Source organism: Rhodococcus yananensis (assembly GCF_020515525.1).
GTDB lineage: Bacteria > Actinomycetota > Actinomycetes > Mycobacteriales > Mycobacteriaceae > Rhodococcus > Rhodococcus yananensis.
The window spans coordinates 21312-41292 of the sequence record NZ_JAIYEP010000036.1 but is presented as its reverse complement, the minus strand read 5'-3'; the positions used below and the strand labels follow the sequence as shown (position 1 = coordinate 41292).

At 69.6% G+C, this 19981-nt stretch carries 20 protein-coding genes, 1 pseudogene and 1 riboswitch; of the genes and pseudogenes, 7 read left to right on the top strand and 14 right to left on the bottom strand.

What is annotated here, in order from left to right:
* From malQ to LDQ05_RS10920, 8 genes are all read right to left on the bottom strand, one after another.
* Positions 1–1999, bottom strand: a 1999-nt coding sequence (malQ, locus tag LDQ05_RS10955) for a 4-alpha-glucanotransferase (RefSeq protein ID WP_226436988.1), incomplete at its 3' end; no start/stop codon positions are given.
* A 210-nt stretch (positions 2000–2209) separates the two neighbouring features.
* Complete coding sequence (locus LDQ05_RS10950) at positions 2210–3607, bottom strand: TY-Chap domain-containing protein (protein ID WP_226436987.1); 1398 nt, start codon at positions 3605–3607, stop codon at positions 2210–2212.
* Positions 3608–3784: 177 nt separating this feature from the next.
* A complete protein-coding gene (locus tag LDQ05_RS10945) occupies positions 3785–4342 on the bottom strand; it encodes a LysM peptidoglycan-binding domain-containing protein (protein ID WP_226436986.1) in 558 nt (185 codons plus the stop codon).
* 137 nt (positions 4343–4479) lie between these two features.
* Entirely contained in the window at positions 4480–5454 is a 975-nt protein-coding gene (locus tag LDQ05_RS10940; protein ID WP_372461078.1) for an alpha/beta hydrolase, read from the bottom strand.
* Between the two features lie 162 nt (positions 5455–5616).
* Positions 5617–6405 (bottom strand): ABC transporter ATP-binding protein, encoded by a 789-nt coding sequence (locus LDQ05_RS10935; RefSeq protein WP_226436985.1) that lies wholly within the window; start codon positions 6403–6405, stop codon positions 5617–5619.
* On the bottom strand, positions 6402–7226 hold the full coding sequence (locus LDQ05_RS10930; RefSeq protein WP_226436984.1) for an ABC transporter permease: 825 nt from the start codon (positions 7224–7226) through the stop codon (positions 6402–6404). The genes LDQ05_RS10935 and LDQ05_RS10930 overlap by 4 nt, the downstream gene beginning before the upstream one ends.
* Positions 7198–8208 carry an ABC transporter substrate-binding protein gene (locus LDQ05_RS10925; RefSeq protein ID WP_226436983.1) on the bottom strand — a complete coding sequence of 337 codons (1011 nt, stop codon included), beginning with the start codon at positions 8206–8208 and terminating at the stop codon, positions 7198–7200. The genes LDQ05_RS10930 and LDQ05_RS10925 overlap by 29 nt, the downstream gene beginning before the upstream one ends.
* Positions 8205–8915: a TenA family protein gene (locus LDQ05_RS10920; RefSeq protein ID WP_226436982.1), complete on the bottom strand. Its 711-nt coding sequence runs from the start codon at positions 8913–8915 to the stop codon at positions 8205–8207. Before LDQ05_RS10920 ends, LDQ05_RS10925 begins: the two co-directional genes overlap by 4 nt.
* Positions 8908–9005: riboswitch (TPP riboswitch) on the bottom strand. Its footprint overlaps the gene before it by 8 nt.
* Positions 9006–9177: 172 nt before the next feature.
* Between LDQ05_RS10920 and LDQ05_RS10915 the strand changes: the two genes are divergently transcribed.
* From LDQ05_RS10915 to LDQ05_RS10900, 4 genes are read left to right on the top strand one after another with little or no spacing between them, the layout of a single operon-like run.
* Positions 9178–10719: a carboxylesterase/lipase family protein gene (locus tag LDQ05_RS10915; protein ID WP_226436981.1), complete on the top strand. Its 1542-nt coding sequence runs from the start codon at positions 9178–9180 to the stop codon at positions 10717–10719.
* Between the two features lie 52 nt (positions 10720–10771).
* On the top strand, positions 10772–11431 hold the full coding sequence (locus LDQ05_RS10910; RefSeq protein ID WP_226436980.1) for a TetR/AcrR family transcriptional regulator: 660 nt from the start codon (positions 10772–10774) through the stop codon (positions 11429–11431).
* Between the two features lie 46 nt (positions 11432–11477).
* Positions 11478–12413, top strand: coding sequence for an ABC transporter ATP-binding protein (locus tag LDQ05_RS10905; protein ID WP_226436979.1), 936 nt, complete (start codon positions 11478–11480; stop codon positions 12411–12413).
* On the top strand, positions 12410–14041 hold the full coding sequence (locus LDQ05_RS10900) for an ABC transporter permease (RefSeq protein WP_226436978.1): 1632 nt from the start codon (positions 12410–12412) through the stop codon (positions 14039–14041). Before LDQ05_RS10905 ends, LDQ05_RS10900 begins: the two co-directional genes overlap by 4 nt.
* A 12-nt stretch (positions 14042–14053) precedes the next feature.
* Here the strand turns inward: LDQ05_RS10900 and LDQ05_RS10895 are convergent, their stop codons facing one another.
* The 6 genes and pseudogenes from LDQ05_RS10895 to LDQ05_RS10870 all read right to left on the bottom strand — a co-directional run bounded on the left by LDQ05_RS10895 (position 14054) and on the right by LDQ05_RS10870 (position 16810).
* The gene (locus tag LDQ05_RS10895; protein WP_226436991.1) at positions 14054–14344 is read right to left on the bottom strand and encodes a GNAT family N-acetyltransferase; all 291 of its coding nucleotides are present in this window, start codon (positions 14342–14344) and stop codon (positions 14054–14056) included.
* Positions 14345–14371: 27 nt separating this feature from the next.
* Positions 14372–14995: pseudogene (locus LDQ05_RS10890) on the bottom strand (Type 1 glutamine amidotransferase-like domain-containing protein); the annotation flags it as partial.
* A gap of 1 nt (position 14996) precedes the next feature.
* A complete protein-coding gene (locus LDQ05_RS10885) occupies positions 14997–15821 on the bottom strand; it encodes a maleylpyruvate isomerase family mycothiol-dependent enzyme (protein WP_226436977.1) in 825 nt (274 codons plus the stop codon).
* Entirely contained in the window at positions 15818–16258 is a 441-nt protein-coding gene (locus tag LDQ05_RS10880; RefSeq protein WP_226436976.1) for an HIT family protein, read from the bottom strand. Before LDQ05_RS10880 ends, LDQ05_RS10885 begins: the two co-directional genes overlap by 4 nt.
* Before the next feature lie 38 nt (positions 16259–16296).
* The gene (locus LDQ05_RS10875; RefSeq protein WP_226436993.1) at positions 16297–16440 is read right to left on the bottom strand and encodes a hypothetical protein; all 144 of its coding nucleotides are present in this window, start codon (positions 16438–16440) and stop codon (positions 16297–16299) included.
* 7 nt (positions 16441–16447) lie between these two features.
* Positions 16448–16810 (bottom strand): DUF488 domain-containing protein, encoded by a 363-nt coding sequence (locus LDQ05_RS10870; protein WP_226436975.1) that lies wholly within the window; start codon positions 16808–16810, stop codon positions 16448–16450.
* 268 nt (positions 16811–17078) lie between these two features.
* Between LDQ05_RS10870 and LDQ05_RS10865 the strand changes: the two genes are divergently transcribed.
* Genes LDQ05_RS10865 through LDQ05_RS10855 form a run of 3 tightly spaced genes read left to right on the top strand, consistent with a single transcriptional unit; the run spans position 17079 to position 19951 of the window.
* A complete protein-coding gene (locus LDQ05_RS10865; RefSeq protein WP_226436974.1) occupies positions 17079–18206 on the top strand; it encodes a Re/Si-specific NAD(P)(+) transhydrogenase subunit alpha in 1128 nt (375 codons plus the stop codon).
* Positions 18207–18527 (top strand): NAD(P) transhydrogenase subunit alpha part 2, encoded by a 321-nt coding sequence (locus tag LDQ05_RS10860; protein WP_226436973.1) that lies wholly within the window; start codon positions 18207–18209, stop codon positions 18525–18527.
* The gene (locus LDQ05_RS10855) at positions 18527–19951 is read left to right on the top strand and encodes an NAD(P)(+) transhydrogenase (Re/Si-specific) subunit beta (protein WP_226436972.1); all 1425 of its coding nucleotides are present in this window, start codon (positions 18527–18529) and stop codon (positions 19949–19951) included. The genes LDQ05_RS10860 and LDQ05_RS10855 overlap by 1 nt, the downstream gene beginning before the upstream one ends.
* Positions 19952–19981: the final 30 nt, after the last annotated feature.

The window sequence follows — 19981 nt, the reverse complement described above, 5'->3', positions numbered from 1 at the left end:
CGGTCCCCGGCAGGTTCTGGCTGCGACGTTCGCCGACGGCATCCACCAACGACAACGCCAGCAGCACCGACGGGCTCGCCGCCACGAGCCGGTGGAGCGCCTCGACCAGGCGGTCGGGATGCGTGCCGTCCGGATCGTCGGTGAGCAACCCGCGGGCGCGGGCGAGGGCGAGCACCGCGTCGCGCGCGACCGCGGCCCGGGCCAGTTCGACGTCGCGATCGCCGTCGAGGAGACCGAAGCGCGACCGAATGGAGATGTGGTCGCCGGCAAGGTAGCCCGAGCTCGGCGGCAGGTCGTGTGTGGTCACCGACGTCAGGCACAACCGGCGGTAGTCCTCGGGCGCCCGGGGCGTGTCACCGTCCTTCTCGAACCACAGGATCGACGTGCCCGCGATCCCGCGGGCCGCGAGGTACTCCTGGACCCACCCCTCGAAGACACCGAGGTCCTCGCCGACGACGACCGCTCCGGCACGGTGCGCTTCGAGCGCGAGGATCCCGACCATCGCGTCGTGGTCGTAGCGGACGTACGCGCCGTCGGCGGGAGCGGCACCGTCCGGCACCCACCACATGCGGAACAGTCCCAGGATGTGGTCGACGCGGACACCACCGGCATGCCGCAACACCGACCGCAGCACATCCCGGTAGGGGCGGTAACCCAACTCCGCGAGGCGGTCGGGACGCCACGGCGGCTGCGTCCAGTTCTGGCCGCGACGGTTGAAGTCGTCCGGTGGCGCGCCGACGGTGACCCCGGCGGCCAGGGCGTCCCCGAGGGTCCATGCGTCGGCGCCGTCGCGGCACACACCCACCGCGAGGTCGTGCACGATCCCGATACCCATGCCCGCGTTCCGCGCCGCGTCCTGCGCCGCGGCGAGTTGCTCGTCGCACAGCCACTGCAGCCAGCGGTGGAAGTCGATCCGCTCGGCCAGCGCTGCACGACGGTGACGGACGTAGGGGGCGTCGGGGGAGTGGGCCCGCGGGTCCCAGCCGGTGTGTTTCGTGCGTCGGTCGAACTTCTCGGTGAGCGCGCACCACAGTGCGAAATCGTCGAGGCCTTCGCCGCCGTCGGCGCAGAACTTCGCGTAGCGGGCCTGTCGGGCGGGTGAACGCGGCACCCGGTACACCCGTTCGAGCACATCGAGTTTGGCGTGGAAGGCGGTGTCGCGATCGAGCCGTCGCGACTTCCGGTTCGCCTTCGCGCATGCCTTCGCGTGCGCGTCGAGGACCTTGCGGTGCTTCGCCGGCAGATACGCCGTCTCGGGCACGTCCTCGACCCGCAGATACAGCGGGTCGACGAACCGTCGCGACGACGGCAGGTACGGGGACGGCTCGTGCGGGGGCATCGGCTCGGCGGCATGTACCGGGTTGATCAGCACGAAGTCGCCGCCGTGCGCCGCCGTGACGGCGGTGAGGTCGGCGAGATCGGCGAAGTCGCCGATTCCCCACGAGCGGCGGGAGCGCACCGAGTAGAGCTGCGCGGCCAGCCCCCACCGGCGCGCGTCGGTGAGCCGGTCGGCGGTCGTGAGCCGCGCGGGAGTGACCACGAGAGCGGCGGTGGCTTCCACGTCGTTGGTGCGGGCATGCACGGTGTGCCAGCCGAGGGGCAGACGCGGAACGGCGAACGTCGCCCGACCGGTCAACCGTCCGTCCACCTCGCGCGGGTCCACCCACACGTCGAGCTGCTCGGCGTCGATCTCACTGCCGTCCTCCGCGACCACCCACACCGACACCGGATCACCGTGCGGTACGTGCACCGGGAAGGTGCGATCGTCTCCCTCGACGACCACCAGGGACGGTGGCAACAGCCGTCGCCACGGCAGATTCGGCACGTCGGCGAGCGACGCGTCGATCTCCGCATCGGTGGCGGCCGGAACGTCCAGCGCCGCGAGGATGCGCCGCAGCGTGTCGTCGGCGACCCGATGGTCGAGGTCGTCCCAACCGCGGTAGGTGCCCGACACCCCGTGATGCGCGGCGAGTTCGTGGAGTTTCTGCGACGAGGCCACGGACCGCAATCATGCCAGCAATCCGCTCGGGCGGCAGCACCGCAACCGCCGTCGCGCCGGGGCGGGGCGCGAAACCCGTTGCGAGCGAATGTATCGCTCGTCTCGATCAATGGACTGAACGATACATTCGCTCGCACCCGGGGGTGTTCGCACCCGGGGGGTGTTCGCACGCGGGGGAGGTCGCTCGCACCCGGGGAGGGGAGGGCGTCGTCAGTCGCCGGGGCCGTCGAACAGGGTCGGTTCGTCCGGGATGTCGAAGAGCCCGGGCTGCTCCGGGTTGTTCGACGCGGCCGCACGTCGACGACGCGGCCGCGGCGTGGCCTGCCGTTCGAGGTCGTCGAGTGCCTGCGACAGCGCCCGCGTGGTCCGTTCCCATTCCAATGCCTTCGCGTCGGCCTCGACCGTCCCGTCGGGGTCGCCGGCGGCGGCCCGGTCCAGTGCCTCGGTGGTCCACCCGATGTGCTGCTCGGTACTCAGATCGAGGAAGTGCTCGAGTCGCGCGGATTCCCAGTCGCCGAGCGCGGCGAGGCCGGGCGGTTCCGCCTCGGCCCGGTCCTCCGCGTGCAGGTCGCGCAGCGCGAGCAATGCCATCGGGAGGTCGGCCTCGACCTCCGGGGTCCACGGCGAGTCGTCCTCGCCGACGTCGGGGACGCGGTCGGTGGGGAACGCCGACGGGTGGTCGCGCATCGGTAGACCACCGAGGTGCGCGGCGAACCCGGCGTCGAGGGAATGCAGGAACGCGGAGATCCGGTCGAGCGACGCGAGCAGGTGCGCGGGAACGAACGGGGACGCTGCGATGTGGTCGACCACCGCGACACGATCGTCGACCAGAACGAACTTCAGTTGGGGCCACTGCCGGTTGAGATCGGCGAGGACCTCGCTCGCCCGGGTGCGACCCGTGACCGAATGCACGACCGGGGCGAGCACGTCGACGACTCCGCCACCGGGGGAGACGCCGACGAACACGAGCACACCGGAGACGGACAGGACGAGGTCGCCGTCCTCGTCCCGCACCGGTGCATCGCCCACCCGGTCGGCGACGGTGCGTTCGATCAGCAGGTTCAGGTGGTCGGCGTCGAGCGGGGCGATCGCCGCGTCGACGGCGAACGGCGGAGCGGTCTCGGGCGCCGGGGTCGGGGGAGCGAAGGCACCGGCACCGCCGGGGCCGAAGGTTTCGGCGCGCAGGAACAGCGGGTGCGGAACGCCCCACACCTCGCGCAGCACGGTGACGGCGACTTCGGCGAGCTGATCGGCCCAGGCCGACGGGCGATCCATCCAGAAGGCGGGGGAACCGTCGTCCTCCGGGTCGGCCGGCCCGCGGGACGGTGCCCGCCAGCCGAGTTCGAGCAGCAGGAGTTCGTCCTGTGTGCGCAGCTGCCGCTCGTCGCACAGGTGGGCGTTCGACGGAACCTCGCAGCGCACCTGGCCCGACCCCCACGCGTAGAACTGGACGCACGGCCCGACCGGGCCGCACGTCTCCTCCGCCAGCGGCTCGAGGACCAGACCGTCGTCGGGTTGCATCGCCGCGACGTGATCGGCCAGCCTGCGCCGGAAGTCGCGCCAAGCCAGCGCGACGTCGCGGTCGAATCGGTTCTGCCCCTCGGTCACGACCGTCCCCTTCCCTCGTCTCGCCTCGCCGGACCCGTGCAGCAGAACATTAGCGGCAGCCACCGACAGTGCGCTCGGCTGCGGACGCGCGTCGCAGGTGTGAACGATCACCGGAAACGGCCGTCCCCGCCACCGTGTCGGTGGCGGGGACGGTCCGTGCCGTGCGGTGCGCTCCGGTCAGGGGATGGTGAGCACCTGGCCCGGCTGGATCAGATCCGGGTTCGCGACACCGCTCGCGTCGGCGATGCTCTGGTAGCGGCTGCCGTCACCGTAGAAGCGCTCGGCGATCGCCCACAGGGTGTCGCCGGACTCGACCGTGTAGGTGCGGGCGGCCGGGGCGGGCTCCGCCGCCGGAGCGGGCTCCGCGGCCGGAGCGGGAGCAGCGGCGGCGTCGGTCTTCGGGGCGACACTGTTGCTCGCCCACACCGGCTTGCCGTCACCCGAGTACAGCACGACGTTGCGGTCGTCCTGCACGCTCAGACGCACACCGGAGGTGCCGCTGGTCTGCGAGGCCCACACGGGCTTGTCGTCGGCGGCGTAGAGGACGAAGTTTCCGTCGTCCTGCACGGTCGCCCGCACGGCGCCGGACCCGTTCGTCCCGGCGGCCCACACCGGTCGCCCACCCTCGGACAGCACGAGATTGCCGTCCTGTTGCAGCGTCAGCGTGTACGCGCCGTTGTCCGACTTCAGTTCCTGGCCCACGGAGAGGCTCTGGCCCGCGTTGAGAGTGCTCACGCTGTACCTTTCGTGTCAGAGGAGACGAGACGGCCGTCGGCCGAGGGCCGCGACCGATCCGAACAGTACAGCCGGGCGCGGGCTCGCGCCGGATGCGACACGACGTGCCGGTGTTCGACAGCTCACATCGGGGGGCGTCACCCGAGAGCGCGGACGAAGGTCCCGATCCGTGCGATGGCCTGACCGGATTCCGGGACCACCGACGCCGCGGCCTGGAACACGTGCACCTGCTTCTCCCACACCTGCAGTTCCGTGTGGACCCCCGCGGCAGCGAGCCGGTGTGCGATCACCTCGGCGTCGACGAACGTCATCTCCTCGGATCCGGTCTGGATCAGCGTCGGAGGCATCCCGGTGACGTCCAGATCCACCGGCGAGGTCACCGGCTCGGTGTGGGCGGTCTGCTCGGCGCGCTCGACGAGCCGCGTCAGCACCGGCACGGCGCGGCGCGGGAACAGGGCACACCGGGATGCGTTCGGGTGGTCGACCTTGCGTCGCGAATCGAGGTCCGTCAGCGGCGACATCGCCACCACCCCGGCGCAGCGGCCGAGACCGAGCCGGAGTGCCTCGTGGGCGACGGAGAAGGCGAGGAACCCGCCCGCGGAATCGCCGGCGACGACGATCCGCCCGATGGGGAATCCACGGTCGAGCAGCCACCGCAGGCCCGCCAGACCGTCCTCGAGGGCTCGTCGGATCGGATGACCGGGCAGCATCCGGTACCCTACCGCGAGCACCGGTGCGGCAGCCGCAGCGGAGATCCTGGACACGAGCTGCCGGTGCGTCGACAGGCCGCAGCACAGGAACGCTCCGCCGTGCAGGTACAGGATCGCGACTGGGCCGGTCGCTCCGGGAGCGCGCAGGAACTCGGCGGAACACGACTCCAACTCGACGGCATGCCGCCGGGTGCCCGAGACCGGAGTCAGCGGGAACGCCAGCCGGTCGACGAGGGGTGTCGGCCACGGCAGTGTCGGGGCCGACGCCCACGCGTCGAGAAACGGCCGCACGGTCGAGCGGACCGACAGGCTCAACGCCCGCGACGGGAGGCTCACGCCGGCGAACTCCCGTACCAGCGGCGATGTCGGGGCGGGGCCGAACATCTGCACAGCGGTACTCACCACGCACCTCCTCGTCCCGGCACCGCCGGGCGGTGCGAGCGATATCGAACGGTGTTCGATGTACGGATGCACGACGGTACGCCCGGAACCGGACCGACCGTGCGGTACGTGATCGGATGGATATTCGGTCGAACGGGACGGCGCAGGTGGCGGCGCCGCGTGTTACGGATTCGATATGCCCGCGGGATGCGCTCCGTGCAGGACGGAGACGAGTTCGTGCTCGAGCGCGAGGAATGTCGGATCGGTGAGGGTGTCGAGCGAGCGTGGGCGCGGCAGCGGCACCCGCACGTCGTGCCGGATCCGCGCGGGTCGCGGCGACAGCACCAGCACGCGATCCGACAGCAGGAGGGCCTCCCGCACGTCGTGGGTGATCATCAGCACCGTCCAACGCTCGCGGCCCCACACGTCCTGCAACCACAGTTGCATGTCGGTGCGGGTCAGGGAGTCGAGTGCACCGAACGGCTCGTCGAGCAACATCAGCTCGCGGCCCTGCACCACGGTGCGGGCCAGCGCAGCGCGCTGACGCATCCCGCCCGAGAGTGCGCCGGGGCGGGCGTCCTCGAATCCGGACAGGCCGAACGCCGGGAACAGTTCCCGTGCGCGGTCGCGGGCGCGGGCCCGCGACCATCCCTGCACCTCGAGCCCGAGCGCACAGTTGTCGAGCACCGTGCGCCACGGGAACAGCAGATCCTTCTGTGGCATCAACGCGGCGCGCCCGGCCGCGGCCGGTACGCCACCGATCGACACGGTTCCCGAATCGGGGGTGTCGAGGCCGGCGACGAGACCGAACAGTGTCGACTTCCCGGAGCCGCTCGGCCCGATCACCGACACGAATTCGCCGGGATCGATGTCGAAGGAGATGCCGTCGAGGACCCGGTTGCCGCCGAATCGTCGCCGTACCCCGGACACGGTCACCGCGGGCTCGGCCCGCACCCCTGGTTTCTCGGTCATCGGTGTTCCTTCGGGGTCGACGCCCACGGCGCGACGACACGTTCGACGGCATACGTGAGCAGATAGAGCATCAGCGACACCGTGGCCGTGACGAAGACCGCTGCGAGCACCAGATCCGTGCGGAACGAGTTCTTCTGCATCGCCATGTAGATGCCCAGTCCGGAGGTCGCGCCGACGTATTCGGCGAAGACCGCCCCCACCACCGCGTACGTGATCCCGATGCGGAGGGCGGTGAAGAAACGCGGCAGGGCCGACGGCAGACGCACGTACCGGAACACCTGGACGCGGGACGCGCCCATGCTCCGCAGCAACTGCCCGGCCTCCCGGTCGGCGGCGGCGAATCCCTCGATCAGCCCGATCGCCATCGGGAAGAACGTCGCCAGCGCGATCACGAGGATCTTCGGGAGCAACCCGAACCCGAACCAGATGATCATCAGCGGCGCGATCGCGATGATCGGCAGTGTCTGCGACACCACGAACAGTGGCACGAGTGCGCGCCGCAACCACGGCGAGAAGTCGAGGGCCACCGCCAGCGCCCACGCCGCCGTCAGCGACACCGCGAACCCGATGAGCGTGACCTGCAGCGTCGAGGAGGTGTGGGCGGCGAGGTCGCCGCGATGCGCCCAGCCCTGCGTCACCACCCGCACCGGCGACGGCAGCACCTGCGGCCGCACGTCCGCTGCTGTCACGTACACCTGCCACAGCGCGATCACGGCCGCGGCGACCACGACGGTGGGCAGGGCCAGGCGCAGACCGGCCGGAACGGACCGCGGTGCGCTGCGGACCGCCTGTTCAGTCGGTGAGGTAGTCGTCGGTGACATACGTCGACCAGTCGGGTTCGTCGGTGAGCGGAGCACCGTCGGGGCCGGTGAGCAGGCCCTGCTCGAACAGGAACGACGCGAAACCCGCCCATTTCTCGGGATCGAGGGTGCCCACGCGGCCCTGGTCGTCGCGCATGTAGCCCTCCGAGAGCATCCGCTGGCTCTCGAACACGAGTTCCTCGTCGGTGAACGCGCCGGGATTCGCGTCCAGCAGCGCGCGTGCCCCGCGATCCGGGTCGTCGGCGGCGATCTCGTATCCGCGCTGCAATGCCTGGACGAACGCGCGGGCGCGGTCGGGATTGTCGGCGAGCCACTCCCGGTTGCCGTCGACGACGATCGAGTACGCGTCGGGGAAACCGTGGTCGTGATACGAGAAGTAGCGCATCGGCAGACCCCGGTGCTCGGCCTCGATGCCCTCCCACGCCAGATACGAGACGGTGAAATCGGCGGTCCCCGAGTACACGGCCTCGTACGCGGACGTGCCGAGCGCGACCTCCTGGAACTCCCCGCGCCCGCCGTCGTTGCGGATCACCTGGGCGAGAACACGCGACGAACCGGGGTCACCGAACCCGGCGTACGTCTTCCCGTCGAGGTCGGCCGGTCGGGCCAGATCCGCGCGGTCGGCGCGTACCGCGATGGCGGTCGCCCACTGCTGCAACGGCGCGAGCACGGCGATGTTGCGGGCGCCCGCTGCCTGAGCGAGCGTCGACCCCTGGTGCGTCGAGATCCCGAACTCCGCGTTGCCGGCGTCGACGAGGGACTCCGGTTGCGCGTCGTTGAACGGCAGGATCTCGACGTCGAGCCCGGCGTCCTCGAACAGACCCTCCTGCATCGCCACGTACAGCCCGGTGTGGTTGGTGTTGGGAGTCCAGTCCAGCGCGAATCGGATCGTGTCGTCCGAATCGTCGCTCGCGCAGGACGACACGGCGCCGAGGGTGACGAGTGCGAGGGCGGCCGCGACGAGCCGGCTGCGGAGTCTCATGACGCCGGCCACGACTGCGTATCGAGCGCGGTGGCCCAGAACAGCAGTTCGTATCGGGTGGCGACGACGAACGCGTCGATCATCGCCGCACGTTCGGTGTCGGTGGCGGCCGCTCCGGCCGCATCGACGAGTTCGCGTGCTCGGGCAACGGATTCGTGGAACGCCGGGTCGTCGTAGGTGGCGACCCACCGCGCGTACGGGTGGGTCGGGTCGGCGGTGAGGACGTCCGCGGCGCGGGCGGCCAGATCACGGCCCACCTCCGCGTAGATCCAGAAGCACGGAAGGACCGCGGCGGCGCCCACGGGGTACGGCTCCGTGGCGACCGTCGCCGTCAGGTACGACACATACCCGAGACACGCCGGGGACGGGGTGGCGGGGCCGTCCGCGGGCGGCAGCGCACCACCGGTGAGCAGGTCGCGGTGCAGGACCGACTCCTCGGTCGCGGCCGTCGCCGAGCTGGTCGCCCAGAACGCGCCGGTGACCGCGTCCGGCGACTTCGAGGCGAGCAGGGCGAGGGCCTTGGCGTAGCCCGCGAGATAGAGGGCGTCCTGTTCGATGTAGAAACGGAACGCCTCCGGCTCCAGCGTGCCGTCGCCGAGACGGCGCAGGAACTCGAGGTCGTCGACGGCCTTGCGGAGCACCTCGGTGCGGTCCCACAGGACGTCGGTGAAGCGTTCGGTGGGTGAATCGTGTGCAGGCACAGTCATCCCGAAACATCCCTTCGTCAGCATTACCTGATCAGGTTCGGCGGGTGTGATCTCAGCCCCGCTGCGCGCGGAGCACCCCGTGTCGGTCGGAAGGCACGATAGCACCTCGCGGTGCTGGGGCCGGAGAGGGTGTGGGTCCCGGTGCTGCGGGAACTCGGCGCGGCACGCGGCCACGTCGGTAGATTCGAGGAGTCGGAATTCGGTGGGTGCGCGGTTCGGTGGGTGCGCGAGCCGGTCGCTCGCCTCGGACAGGGGAGGACAGGTGGACGCAGAGACTCTCGTCGTCGACTGCAAGTACGGGCAGGCCCGCGGGTACCGCGACGGCGCCACGTACGTCTGGAAGGGGATCCCCTATGCGGGGAGCACCGCGGGAGACGGCCGTTTCCGGTCTCCCGAGGCGCCGGAGCCCTGGAACGGTGTGCTGGACTGCGCGCGGTACGGACCGATCGCGCCGCAGAGTCCCGACGGACCGATCGCGATCACACCGGACATGACGCCGGGTGAGGACTGCCTGTCGCTGAACATCTGGGCGCCGGAACCGGACGGGGAACTGCGCCCCGTGCTCGTGTGGATCCACGGCGGCGCCTACGTCCTCGGCTATTCGGGGCAGAAGATCTACGACGGTCGGCACCTGTGCGAGACGGGCGACGTCGTGGTCGTGACCGTCAACTACCGGTTGGGCGCGCTCGGCTTCCTGGATCTGTCTTCGCTGTCGACGGCCGACTGCACCTTCGAGTCGAATCTCGGACTGCGCGACCAGATCGCGGCACTCGAGTGGGTCCGCGACTGCATCACCGCGTTCGGTGGTGATCCCGCCGACGTCACGCTCTTCGGTGAATCCTCCGGCGGTGGATCGGTGACGACCCTGCTCACCGTCCCGCGTGCCGAGGGACTGTTCCACCGGGCGATCGCGCAGTCGCCGCCCGCGACGTCGGTGTACGGCAGCGAGCGCGCGGCGACGGTCGCCGAACGGTTCCTCGAGATCCTCGACGTCCCTCGGGTGGCCGTGGCGACGTTGCGGTCGCTGCCGTACGAGCAGCTCGTCGCCGCGGGGGAGACCCTCGTCGGGGAGATCCCCACCCGAGTGCCGGGGACCTTGGCGATGGCGCCGGTCGTCGACCGTGACCTGGTGCCGAAGTATCCGGTGGCCGCCTTCCAGAAGGGGTTGTCGCACCGTGTGCCACTGATCATCGGGTCGAACCGGGACGAGCCGTCGATCTTCCGGTTCATGAACTCGCCGTTGATGCCGGTGGATGCCACGGCGGTGCACGCGATGCTCGAGGCGCTCGCGTCCGACCGTCCGGACCTGGACCCGGAGCGGCTCGCGGAGATCGTGGCGGCGTACCCGGATCTGCCCAAGGCGAGCGGTGCGATGGCGCTGTCGCGTGACGCGGCGTTCCGGATGCCGGTGCTGTGGGTCGCGGAAGCGCACGCCCGGCACTCACCGACCTGGGTGTACCGGTTCGATCACGCGACCCCGATCCTGAAGGCGACACGTCTGGGTGCGGCGCATGCCACCGAATTGCCTTATGTATTCGGTAATTTCGGGACGCTCGGGCGTGATCCGACGTTCTGGCTCGGGGGCCGCAAGGGCGCCTCGGAGGTGGCGGGCCGGGTGCAGCGACGGTGGCTGGCGTTCGCGCGACACGGTGTTCCGGCCGCGCTGGACGGGTCGCGGCACTGGCCGCCGTACGAACCGGGCGACCGGCTCACCCTGCTGATCGATGCGCGCGACACGGTCGTCGCGGATCCCGACCGGGAGATGCGGCAGGTGTGGGGTGACCGGGTCATGGGATTCACCTGATCCGCGCGGTCCCACCGTTGACGCGATTGAACACATGTGCAACTGTTGGAACATGCGTTCAGCGACGGACGGTGAGCCGGTTCCCGGCGACCTCACCGCGCGTGCCCGGATCCGGGACGCGGCGATCGCGTGCGTCGCCCGGAACGGCGTCACCGTGCCGTTGCGGACCATCGCCGCGGAAAGCGGCGTGAGCGCGTCGTTGATCGTGCACCACTTCGGATCACGCGCGGGGCTACGCGATCACTGCGACAACTACGTTCTCGAACGCATCCACACCCTGAAGGTCGCTGCGCTCGGTCCGGCGGGCGCGCACGTCCTGCGCGAGCAGATCGACCACATCGAGGCGTACGCGTCGCTCGTGGGGTACGTGCTGCGGTCGTTGCAGGCGGGCGGCCCCATCGCGACAGGGTTCCTCGACCGGCTCGTCGCGGACACCGAGAACTACCTCGCCGACGCGGTCACGGCGGGTACCGTCACACCGAGCCTCGACCCGGCCGGCCGGGCACGCGCCCTCGTCGAACTCGCCGTCGGAGCGCTCGTCCTGCAACTGCCCGGCCCCGGTGAACCCCTCGACCTCGATGCGCTGCCCGCATGGTTGCGCGCGTACACCGACCGCATGACCCTCCCGCTGCTCGAGCTGTACACCCGACCCCTGCTCACCGATTCGACCCTGCTCGACGGGTACCTGACGGCCGGAACGCCATCGACCTGACGGCCCGGGACTGCCGCCCCATCCACCCACCACCGAGGTGCTCATCATGGACGTTGCAATCGACACCCGCGATCTCGTCAAGACCTTCGGCACCACCCGCGCACTCGACGGATTCACCATGAGCGTGGAGACCGGCACGGTCGCAGGATTCCTCGGACCCAACGGTGCCGGGAAGTCCACCGCCATCCGCGTCCTGCTCGGCATGCTGCGCGCCGACTCGGGATCGGCGCGGGTACTCGGGCACGACCCGTGGACCGATGCGGTGGCCGTCCACCGACGCATCGCGTACGTCCCCGGCGACACCAACCTGTGGCCCACCCTCACCGGCGGCGAGATCATCGACCTGCTCACCCGCATCCGCGGCGGCGGATCCGCGGGTCGGCGCGACGAACTCCTCGAACGATTCGAACTCGATCCCACGAAGAAGGCCCGCACCTACTCGAAGGGAAACCGGCAGAAGGTCGCGCTGGTGGCGGCGCTCGCCTCCGATGTCGAGCTGTACCTGTTCGACGAACCGACCTCCGGACTCGATCCGCTGATGGAGGCGGTGTTCACCGACGAGGTCCGCCGCCTGCGCGACCGCGGCCGCACGGTACTGCTGTCGAGCCACATCCTCGCCGAGGTCGAGAAACTCTGCGACACCGTGACCATCATCCGGTCCGGACGCGACGTCGAATCCGGGACGCTCGCGCAGCTCCGGCATCTGACCCGATCGTCGGTGCGTGCGACCGTGCCGACGTTGCCCCAGGGGTTCACCGACCTCGCCGGCGTGCACGACCTGACCCACGACGACGGGCACCTCGCCTTCGACGTCGACAACACCGCCGTCACCCCCGTGCTGCACGCGCTCGCCGATCTCGATCTCGCGAACCTCACCATCACTCCGCCCTCCCTCGAAGAACTGTTCCTGCGGCACTACGGCGACACCCCCGACGAGGACGGCGCGGAACAGGACGCGTCCGAGCAGGTGGGGTCCCGATGACCGCCGCGCTGCAGCGGGACACCGTCGCCGACACGGGAGCGTTCACCGGGGCCGGGCGATTGCTGCGCCTGTACCTGCGGCTGGATCGGGTCCGCATCGCCGTGTGGACGCTGGCGTTGACGTTCACCGTCTGGTCGACGGTCGTGAGCCTGGACTCCGTCTACCCGGACGCCACCGCCCGCCAGGCCCGCGCCGCACTGCTCGACAACCCCGCCGTCGTCCTGATGACCGGTCCTGCCTACGGCGTCGACGACTACACGCTCGGCGCGATGACCGCGAACGAACTGAGCCTGACGGTGTTCGTGGCGGTCGCGATCATGAGCATCCTGCTGGTGGTCCGGCACACCCGGGCGCAGGAGGAGGCCGGGCGGCTCGAACTGCTGCGGGCACTGCCGGTCGGGCCGTTCGCACCCCCGGCCGCGGCACTGGTGTCGGTGGCGGTCGCCGACCTCGTCGTCGGTGCCGGCATCGCCGCCGCACTCGTCGCGGCGGGACTCGAGGCAGCGGGGTCGGTGGCGTTCGGTGTCGGCGCCGCACTCACCGGACTCGTGTTCGGTGCGGTCGCCGCGGTGACCGCGCAGATCAGCGAACATTCCCGGGCGGCGACGGGCACCGCACTCGCGGTCCTGGCTTTGGCGTTCCTGATCCGCGGTTTCGGCGACATCATCGACGCGACCGGCTCGTGGCTGTCCTGGCTGTCCCCGATCGCGTGGGCGCAGCAGACGCGGCTCTACGTGGATCTGCGGTGGTGGCCACTGCTGCTGTCCGTCGCAGCGATCGTTGCGCAACTGGTGATCGCCGTGGCGCTGTCGAGGCGTCGCGATCTCGGAGCGGGACTGCGGGCACCGAAACCCGGACCGGACCGGGCCTCGGCGGCACTGTTGTCGCCGCCCGGGCCGGTGTGGCGGCTGCTGCGCGGCAGTTTCCTGGGTTGGACCGTGGCGCTCGCGCTGCTCGGTCTCGCCATGGGGACCCTGGCGAACTCGGTGCAGGACATGGTCTCGGACGTGCCCGACATCGTCGACTGGCTCGGCGGCGACGCCGATTCGCTCACCGCGTCGTTCGGTGCCACGATTCTGCTGTTCCTCGTCGTCGGCGTTGCGGCGTTCGCGGTGTCGGCGGTGGTACGTCTGCACGTCGACGAGGTCGACGGCCGCCTCGGGTTGGTGATCGTCACCGGTACTCCGCGTGTGTCGACGTTCGGATGGGCCGTGCTGGTGATCGCCGTGCAATCGGTGGTGGCCCTGACGATCATCGGGGCGGCCACCGGACTGGGCATGGCCGCAGCGATCGGCGAACCGGGCTGGATCGGGAAGATGTGTGGCGCAGCCCTGGCCTACGCACCCGCCGTTCTGCTGACCTTCGCGATCGCCGTCGCGCTCCTCGGTATCGTGCCGCGCGCCGTGAACCTCGCGTGGATTCCCGTTGTGTACGCGGTGTTCGTCGCGTGGTTCGGTGACCTGCTGAACCTGCCGGCGTGGGCGCGGGACCTGTCGCCGTTCGGGCACGTGCCTCTCGTGCCGTACGAGCAGGTCACGGCCACACCGTTGGTGGTGCTCGGTGCCGTGACGGTCGTGCTGCTGGTCGCGGGAGCGGTGGGCTTCGGCCGCCGCGACGTGACCGTGTGACGCGGTTGTTCGTCAGTTCCGGTATTCGGGATTCTTCGACACGAAGTTCTCGACGTACGAGCAGGACGCGCCGATCTTCAACCCCTCGTCGCGAGTGGCGTCCAGCGCGAACTTCACGACCCGACCGGCCAGTCCGCGCCCGCGGAAGTCCGCTTCGGTGACGGTGTGGTCGAAGTCCCGCAGGTCACCGTGCTGCGTGTACTCGGCGTACGCGGCGAGCGCATCGTCGATGTACAGCGCGAACCGGGTGTCGGACGGCTCGTGTTCGAGGCGGACGGTGGACTCATCGGTGTTGTTCGACATGCTCACGACCTTACCGCTCGCCGGTGCGGAGTCGTCGTCGACGACGATCACCTCGTCGTCCCCCAATGCGACGAACGGAATCGACGCCGTCCGTAGATGTTCCACGGTCCGCTCGACGCCCTCGTCGCCGAGCGGCGATCCGTCGGCGTGCGGGACGATCGCATGCTCGACCCACCCCAACCCGTCCCAGTGCACGGCCCCGGCGCCGGCCACCGCGACCTCCGCGGGATCGTCGGAGAACTCCAGACCGTGCAGGGTGGGTGTCGCCACGCACGCGCCCGCGCTGTACCCGCCGTACGTGAGGTGGCCGCCGCAGACCAGTTCGGTCAGGACGACATCGCCGCCGCAGCGTGCCAGCTGCGCGCGGAGCACGAAGGTGTTGCCGCCGCGCACCCACACCGTCGGGAATCGGCCCAGCACCGTGCGCAACCCGTCGGGGTCGGCGCGGAACTCGCGTAGATCCACCTCCGTCGGTGTGTATCCGAGCGACCGCAGCGGCCCGAGTTCACTGGTCACCGCAGCCTCGCGTGCCCGCGCCGGCCACGCGTCCGCCGCGTTGGCGATCACCGCCACCGGTCCCGGACCGCGCGTGAGCCGAGTGAAGCGCGTGGGATCGGCTCCGAACCGGTAGGACGCCAGGAAGAGGCGCACCTCAGATCGTGAACGCGAGATGCTCGACGATGCGGCGACCCACCGTCTCGTCGCCACCGAACGTGACGTCGCCGAGCCGGTCGACGGCCCGGACCCGGCCGCCGGCGAGACGCACGAACAGACCCGACTCCATCGAGATCGTCGTGGTCGCCGGCCCGGACGGTTCGTCGACGACGCGGGTGCGGCCGTCCACCTCGAGGTGGATCGTGCGGGCCAACGGGCCCGTCAACGTGAGGGTGATCCGTGCTCCGGCCGGTGCCTTCCCGAGCTTGCCGACGACGAACGGCACGGCACCGAACATCTCCGCGGTCGCGAGTTCGGCGCGTGGTCCACCCTCGTCGGTCGGGACGCCCAGGGCGTCGCGCAGGTCCAGCTCGTGCATCCAGCAGTCGAACACACGGATCCGCATGAACCGGCCGTAGGTGGCGCGTCCGACGGGGGTGTCGGCGGGCGCATCGAAGTCGTCCTGAGTCATGGCGCCGAGCGTGGTTCGTCGGCGTGCGACGATGTCGCGGAACCGGGTCAGGACCGCGGCGCCCGGAGTGCCACGCAGATGCTCGACCCACAGTTCGTTGAATGCGCCGATCTCGTTGCGGACGTGGCCGAGGGTGTGCACGTCGACGTCGACGTGCGGTGCATCGATGCCCTCGAGCAGAGATTCGGTGCCGATCAGGTGGGCGACGACGTCCTTGACCGTCCACCCGGGCAGTGCGGTCGGAGTGAACCACCGGTCGCCGTCGACGCCGGCGAGAACGTCGTCGAGCACCGCGAACTGTTCGAGCAGCAGCGGACGGATGGTGTCGACGGGAAAGTCGGCGGCGCTCATGATTTCTCCTCGGTGGTGAGCCGGTCGAGACCGGTACGGATCGCATCTGCGACGGTGTCCGGGTCGCGGAGCCGACGACGCAGCAACCCCGTGGCCAGACGCACCCTGTCGCGCTCCCAGCGAGGGATCACGTGCAGGTGGACGTGGAAAACGGTCTGGAACGCCGCGCGGCCGTCGTTGACGACGAGGTTGGAGCCGTCGGCACGCAGATCGGATCGGGTGATCGCGCGGCCCAGGCGCTGCGCCACCCGGAACATGGCGGCACCGGCATCCGGGTCGAGATCCTCGAGTCGGTCGGCGTGTGTGCGCGGCACCACCAACGTGTGGCCGCGCGCGACGGGGTGGATGTCGAGGAACGCCACGACGTGGGGATCCCGGTACACCAGCGCGGACGGCGCCGCGCCGGCCGCGATGGCGCAGAACACACAGGGGTCCATCGATCCACTGTATCCCCGCCCGGCACGCCTCCCCGCCGTCACCGTGGCGGGGCGTCGTCGTCCGCTGGGTGTCCGCAGCGCGGGCAGGGGGCGGACAGGTCGTCGAGGAACAGTCCGCAGTCGGGGCAGACCCGGTCGAGCCAACAGACGGGATCGCCACCGAGATCGTCGGTGTCCATCACGGGGGTCCTACACCTCCCGCAGGTGGTCGGCGAGTACCTGGGCGCCGCTGTGCGTGACGTCGCGGGTCGCGGTGAGCAGGACGAGGGGACGTCCGTCGGCGAGGTCGTCGAGCCGGGCCACGGCGGCGCGACCGTCGGGGGATTCGAGTTCGGTGAGGTATCGCTGCCGGAACTCGGAGAACAGCGCGGTGTCGTGCGAGTACCACTTCCGCAGGTCCGTCGACGGCGCGAGATCCTTCGCCCAGTCGTCGTAGTGGAACGCGTCCTTGCGTAGCCCCCGGGGCCACAGCCTGTCCACGAGCACTCGGACTGCGTCTTCTTTCCCGGGATGGTCGTAGACCCGTTCGATCGTCACTGCGCGACCCGCCATGATGCCTCCTCCGCATGAAAACTTCACACCCCCCGCGAGGGGGGATGTGAAGTGAGGTGCCTCACATTCCTGTAATCATCTTACTGTTCGGACTCGATTCAGACGGATCGGGCGACTTGCGGCGGAGCGTTTCTGCAGGTAGGTCTCCTAAGGCTGTACAAACATGACGTGCATCGGCCGTGACATGGCCGATCGGCACGATGACATCTCGCCGCTGATCGCGGCGCCGCGCGCGGCAACTTTCATTCGATGCAGGAGCCAAGGGAATTTGAGTACCGAAGGATCGAACACGGGGAGCACTGGGCACCGCCGTCCGACCGTCGGCGTCGTTCGTGAGACGAACGACGGCGAACGGCGGGTCGCGCTGGTGCCGAAGATCGTGCCGTCGATGGTCGGCAAGGGACTCGACGTCATCGTCGAATCCGGGGCCGGGCAGGACGCACTGATCCCGGACGGGGCGTACAAGGAGGCCGGTGCGACGATCGGTGACGCGTGGACCGCGGACATCGTCGTCAAGGTCGCGCCGCCGACCGACGCCGAGGTGGCACGGCTGAAGGCCGGGCAGCGGCTGATCGGCTTCCTCGCGCCGCGCAACGCCGAGAATCAGATCGGTGCGCTGACCGCCGCGGGTGTGGAGGCGTACGCCGTCGAGGCCATTCCGCGTATCTCGCGAGCACAGGTCATGGACGCGCTCTCGTCGCAGGCGAACGTGTCGGGATACAAGGCCGTGCTGGTCGCCGCGTCCGAGTCGACGCGTTTCTTCCCGATGCTGACCACCGCGGCGGGCACCGTGAAGCCGGCGACGGTGCTGGTGCTCGGTGTGGGTGTCGCGGGACTGCAGGCGCTGGCCACGGCGAAGCGGCTCGGTGGCCGCACCACCGGATACGACGTGCGGCCCGAGGTCGCCGATCAGGTGCGCTCGGTCGGTGCGCAGTGGCTGGATCTGGGGATCGACGCGGCCGGTGAGGGCGGGTACGCCCGCGAGCTCACCGAGGCCGAGCGCGCCCAGCAGCAGCAGGCGCTCGAGGATGCGATCAAGGGCTTCGACGTGGTCATCACGACCGCGCTGGTGCCCGGCCGTCCCGCGCCGCGCCTGGTGACGGCCGCTGCCGTCGAGGGCATGAAGCCCGGATCGGTGATCGTGGACCTCGCCGGTGAGACCGGCGGCAACTGCGAGCTGACCGAGCCGGGACAGACCGTCGTCAAGCACGATGTGACGATCTGCTCGCCGCTGAACCTGCCGGCGACGATGCCGGAGCACGCGTCCGAGCTCTACTCGAAGAACGTGTCCGCACTGATCGAGCTCCTGCTCGACGACAGCGGTTCGCTCGCACCGGATTTCAGCGACGAGATCCTGGCGGGTGCCTGCGTGACCCGGTCGAAGGAGAACGACTAGATGTACACCGAACTGCTCGCGAACATCGCGATCCTGGTCCTGGCCGGGTTCGTCGGGTTCGCCGTGATCTCCAAGGTGCCGAACACGCTGCACACGCCGCTGATGTCCGGTACCAACGCCATCCACGGCATCGTCGTGCTCGGTGCGCTGGTCGTCCTCGGGCATCTGCCCGCCGACGCGCACTGGGGAATCAAGATCATCCTGTTCGTCGCGTTGGTGTTCGGCACCCTGAACGTGATCGGCGGGTTCGTCGTCACCGACCGGATGCTGGCGATGTTCAAGCCCAAGAAGGCGACTGAGAAGAAGGGGGCTGACGCCTGATGAGTTACCTCGTCTCAGTCCTGTACATCATCGCGTTCGCGATGTTCATCTACGGCCTGTCGGGTCTGACCGGGCCGAAGACCGCCGTGCGCGGCAACTACATCGCCGCGGTCGGTATGTTCATCGCCGTCGTCGCGGTGCTCATCGACATCCGTGACACCTCGCACTGGGGACTGATCATCGGCGGTCTTGCCGTCGGTGTGATCCTGGGTGTGCCGCCGGCACTGAAGACCAAGATGACGGCGATGCCGCAGCTGGTCGCCCTGTTCAACGGTGTCGGTGGTGGCACCGTCGCGTTGATCGCGTGGGCCGAGTACCTCGAGTCGACGAGCTTCACCCAGCTCGACGAGATCCCGACCGTCACCATGATCGTCGGTTCGCTGTTCGCCGCGATCATCGGTTCGATCTCCTTCTGGGGTTCGCTGGTGGCGTTCGCCAAGCTGCAGGAACTGCTCAACAAGAACCTCGAGAAGAAGCTGGTGTCGGCCGCGAAGCTGTTCCAGCTGGCCAACATCGTGCTGGTGCTCGCCGCGATCGGGATCGCCGTGTACATCGGCATCAACGCCGACGGTGAGCCGCTCGCCTCGTGGTGGATCGGTGTGCTGCTGGTCGTCGCCGGCCTGATGGGTCTGTTCGTGGTGCTGCCGATCGGTGGCGCCGACATGCCCGTGGTGATCTCGCTGCTCAACGCGTTGACGGGTCTGTCCGCTGCGGCGGCCGGTCTGGCGCTCAACAACCAGGCGATGATCGTCGCCGGCATGATCGTCGGTGCCTCGGGCACGATCCTGACCAACCTGATGGCCAAGGCCATGAACCGTTCGATCCCGGCGATCGTGTTCGGTGCGTTCGGTGGCGGCGACGACGGCGGCGCCGTGGCCGGACCCGGTGGTGGCACCGTCAAGGCGACCTCCGCCTCCGATGCCGCGATCCAGATGGCGTACGCGAACCAGGTCATCGTGGTGCCCGGCTACGGCCTGGCGGTCGCGCAGGCACAGCACGCGGTCAAGGAGATGGCGGCGCTGCTCGAAGACCGCGGTGTCGAGGTCAAGTACGCGATCCACCCGGTCGCCGGTCGTATGCCCGGCCACATGAACGTCCTTCTCGCCGAGGCCGACGTCGAATACGACACGATGAAGGAGATGGACGACATCAACGGCGAGTTCGGTCGCACGGATGTCACCATCGTCATCGGTGCCAACGACGTCACGAACCCGGCTGCGCGCCTGGATTCGTCGAGCCCGATCTACGGCATGCCGATCCTCAACGTCGACCAGTCGAAGTCGGTGATCGTGATGAAGCGGTCGATGAGCTCCGGTTACGCCGGCATCGAGAACCCGCTGTTCACGTTGGATCAGACGTCGATGCTGTTCGGTGACGCGAAGAAGATGGTCTCCGAGGTCACCGAGGAGCTCAAGGCCCTCTAGACCCGCCGCAGACGGTGTGGATCCGAGCCC